Origin of the sequence: Sphingomonas azotifigens NBRC 15497, from assembly GCF_002091475.1 — a bacterium.
Lineage (GTDB): Bacteria > Pseudomonadota > Alphaproteobacteria > Sphingomonadales > Sphingomonadaceae > Sphingomonas > Sphingomonas azotifigens.
Window position 1 is genome coordinate 1 of sequence record NZ_BCTR01000018.1, and the last position, 3,658, is coordinate 3,658.

At 67.9% G+C, this 3,658-nt stretch carries 3 protein-coding genes; 1 reads left to right on the forward strand and 2 read right to left on the reverse strand.

Annotated elements, in window-relative coordinates; genetic code table 11:
- Window positions 1–94: 94 nt before the first annotated feature.
- Both SAZ01S_RS08410 and miaA read right to left on the reverse strand, forming a co-directional pair.
- Window positions 95–1,840 carry an acetolactate synthase 3 large subunit gene (locus tag SAZ01S_RS08410; protein ID WP_084581832.1) on the reverse strand — a complete coding sequence of 582 codons (1,746 nt, stop codon included), beginning with the start codon at window positions 1,838–1,840 and terminating at the stop codon, window positions 95–97.
- Between the two features lie 93 nt (window positions 1,841–1,933).
- Window positions 1,934–2,860, reverse strand: a complete 927-nt coding sequence (gene miaA / locus SAZ01S_RS08415; protein ID WP_439951220.1) for a tRNA (adenosine(37)-N6)-dimethylallyltransferase MiaA — start codon at window positions 2,858–2,860, stop codon at window positions 1,934–1,936.
- On the opposite strand from miaA, the gene serB reads away from it, so the two are divergent.
- The coding region (gene serB, locus SAZ01S_RS08420; RefSeq protein WP_084581831.1) for a phosphoserine phosphatase SerB at window positions 2,859–3,658 on the forward strand (800 nt) is incomplete at its 3' end. The two genes, miaA and serB, sit on opposite strands and share 2 nt — an antisense overlap.

Here is a 3,658-nt window from a genome sequence, read left to right on the forward strand (position 1 = left end):
ACGCAAATCGCCCCTCTCCCTCCCACTGCCTTCGGCAGCGGGCCCCTCCCTCCCCCGAGATGGGGGAGGGGGCTATGGACCGTTTCCTGTACCATCAAACCAGCGCCTTGGCCTCGTCGTCCATCTCGCCGGAGACTTCGCTCGCCTGGAGCAGCATCTCGGTATGGGCGGCGCCGGACGGGATCATCGGGAAGCAATTGGCGAGCTTCGCGACGCGGCAATCGACCAGGACCGGGCCGTCATGGTCGAGCATTGCCTGGATCCCGTCGTCCAGCTGTCCGCGATTCTCGATGCGGATGCCCTTCCAGCCATAGGCCTCGGCCAGCTTCACGAAATCGGGCAGCGCATCCGAATAGCTCTCCGAATAGCGCGACTGGTAGGTCAGCTCCTGCCACTGGCGGACCATGCCCATATATTCGTTGTTGAGGATGAAGATCTTCACCGGCAGCCGATATTGCGTAGCGGTCGCAAGCTCCTGGATGTTCATCTGGATCGAGGCTTCGCCGGCGATATCAATGACCAGATCGTCGGGGTTGCCGAGTTGCGCGCCGATCGCGGCGGGCAGGCCATAGCCCATCGTGCCGAGGCCGCCGCTGGTCAGCCACTTGTTGGGCGCTTCGAAGCCGAAATGCTGCGCCGCCCACATCTGGTGCTGGCCGACCTCGGTGGTGATGATCGGCGCGCGGTGCTTGGTCGCCTCGTACAGCGCGCGGATCGCCCGCTGCGGCATGATCGTCTCGCCCGCTTCCGGGAAATCGAGGCAGCGGCGGGCACGCCAGCCCTGGATGCGGCTCCACCATTCGCCGAGATCGGGCTTGGGATGGCCGCGCGACTTCCAGCTCTCGACCATGGCCTCCAGCGCCCGCGCGCAATCGGCGATGATCGGCAGATCGACGCGGACATTCTTGTTCACGCTCGAACGATCGATGTCGATGTGCACCTTGCGGCTGTTCGGTGCGAAGGCATCGAGCCGGCCGGTGACGCGGTCGTCGAAGCGCGAGCCCACCGCGATGATCAGGTCGGCCTGGTTCATCGCCATGTTCGCTTCATAGGTGCCGTGCATGCCGAGCATGCCCAGCCACTGGTCCGACGAGGCGGGCAGGGCGCCCAGGCCCATCAGGGTCGAGGTGACCGGCGCGCCGGTCAGCGCCGCCAGCTCGCGCAGCAGGCGCGTGGCCTCGGGCCCCGAATTGATCACGCCACCTCCGGTGTAGAAGACCGGGCGCTCGGCCGCGGCGAGCATGTCGACCGCTTCCTGGATCTTCGCCGCTTCCGGCTCCGTGGTCGGGCGATAGGTCTTGTGCTGGATCGGGCCCGGCGCCTCGTAGCGCGCGGTGGCGACCTGAACGTCCTTGGGGATGTCGATCACGACCGGACCGGGGCGGCCCGAGGTGGCGATGTGGAACGCCTCATGGACGGTCGCGCCGAGCAGCTCCGGCCGCTTCACCAGATAATTGTGCTTGGTGCAGTGGCGGGTGATGCCGACCGTGTCCGCCTCCTGGAAGGCATCGGTGCCGATCAGCGTTGTCGGGACCTGGCCGGTGATCACGACCATCGGAATCGAGTCGAGCAGCGCATCGGTGATGCCGGTGATCGCGTTGGTCGCGCCCGGGCCCGAGGTGACCAGGACGACGCCCGGCTTGCCGGTCGAACGCGCATAGCCCTCGGCGGCGTGGGTCGCGGCCTGCTCATGGCGGACCAGGATGTGCTTGATCCGGTCCTGCTTGAACAGGGCGTCGTAAATCGGAAGCACGGCACCGCCCGGATAGCCGAACACGACTTCCACCCCGAGATCGGTCAAAGCCTCGATCAGGATGTCTGCGCCGCTCTTCTCGGTCACCTTTACCTCCACGCACTCGCGAAAATGGGTTACTGTACGGAAAGCTTCCGTCGGAGACGCGCTGCTAGCCGCACGAAAATGATGCGTCAACCCCTAAGGAAATAATTTCATTTCAATACGGCGTAGATTTTCGTACGTATCTGTCTCCGCCGTCGACTCCCACCCCCCAGGGGGTTGGCGGCGGAACCAGGTATATTGTCGCTTGGCATATTGCCGGGTGGCGGTAGCGCCCGCCGCGAGGGCCATTTCCTCGCTCCATTCGCTGGCAAGAACCTTACCGATTTCGTGCACGCCGATGGCGCGCAGCACCGGCGCGTCGGCCGGCAGGTCGGTACGGGCAAGCAGGGCGCGGACCTCGTCCTCGGCTGTCGCCAGCATCGTCGCGAAGCGGCGGTCGATCCGTTCGCCGAGCCAGTCGCGGTCGGGCAGCAGGATGAGCGCGGCGAGCTGGATCGTATCGCCGATGCCGCCCTCGCGGCGGTCCTGCCAGTCCGCCAGCGTACGACCGGTCGAGCGGACGACTTCGAGCGCGCGCGCGACCCGCAGCGTATCGCCGGCATGCAGTCGCGCGGCGGCGCCGGGGTCGACAAGGGCGAGCGCTGCATGCGCCTCGGCGACGGGGAGGGCGCGGACCTCGGTACGAACCGCGGGATCGATCTCGGGGATCGGCGCGATGCCGTCGATCAGCGTACGCAGATACAGGCCGGTGCCGCCGACCAGGATCGGCAGGCGCTCCTCGGCATGGGCTTCGGCGATGACGGCCCGGGCCTCGGCGGCCCAGCGCGCGGCCGAGCACGCCTCGGCGCCGTCGATATGGCCGAACAGCCGGTGCGGGGCGCGGGCCTCTTCCTCTGCGGAGGGCCGGGCGGTGAGGATGCGGAGATCGGCATAGACCTGCATCGAATCCGCGTTGATCACGGTGCCGCGATGCTTTTCGGCGAGCGCGAGCGCGAGCGCGGACTTGCCGCTGGCCGTCGGCCCTGCAATGAGCGCGACGCGCGGTAGCCCAGGGGAAATCATGTTCATTGCGACGCTGATAGCAGAAGGTCTCACGGCAGGGCAGCTGGACGCAGCGGCCGATCGGATCGCGGCGGTCGCCTGCGCGCCTGGCGCGTGGCGCTGGCTGGACGAGGGCAGGGCGGCGGACCTGCCCTTCGCGCACCACCCCGATGCGGCGCGCGCTGCCCTGGAAGGGGCGGTGCCCGGCGCCGACGTGATCGTGCAGGTGGAGGCCCATCGCGCCAAGAAGCTGCTCGTCGCCGACATGGATTCGACGATGATCACGGTCGAGTGCATCGACGAGCTGGCCGACTATGCCGGCATCAAGCCGCAGATCGCCGAGGTGACCGAGCGGGCGATGCGCGGCGAACTGGATTTTGCCGAGGCGCTCGATGCCCGCGTGGCGCTGCTCAAGGGCCTGCCCGAGTCCGCGATCGACCAGTGCCTCGCAGAGCGCGTGCGGCTGATGCCGGGCGCCGAGGCGCTGGTGCAGACGATGCGCGCGCGGGGTGCCCACACGATCCTCGTCTCGGGCGGCTTCACTCGCTTCGCAGAGCCGGTCGGCACGCGGATCGGGTTCGATTGCCGCATCGCCAATGTGCTGGAGATCGAAGGCGGCGTCCTCACCGGCACCGTCACCAAGCCGATCGTCGACAGCAGCACCAAGGAAACCACGCTGCTCGGCGCGATGGCCGAGCTGGGCCTCGCGCCGGAGCAGACGATGGCGGTGGGCGACGGTGCCAACGACCTCGCGATGATCCGCAAGGCCGGGCTCGGCGTCGCCTATCACGCCAAGCCGATCGTCGCGGCCGCCGCCGG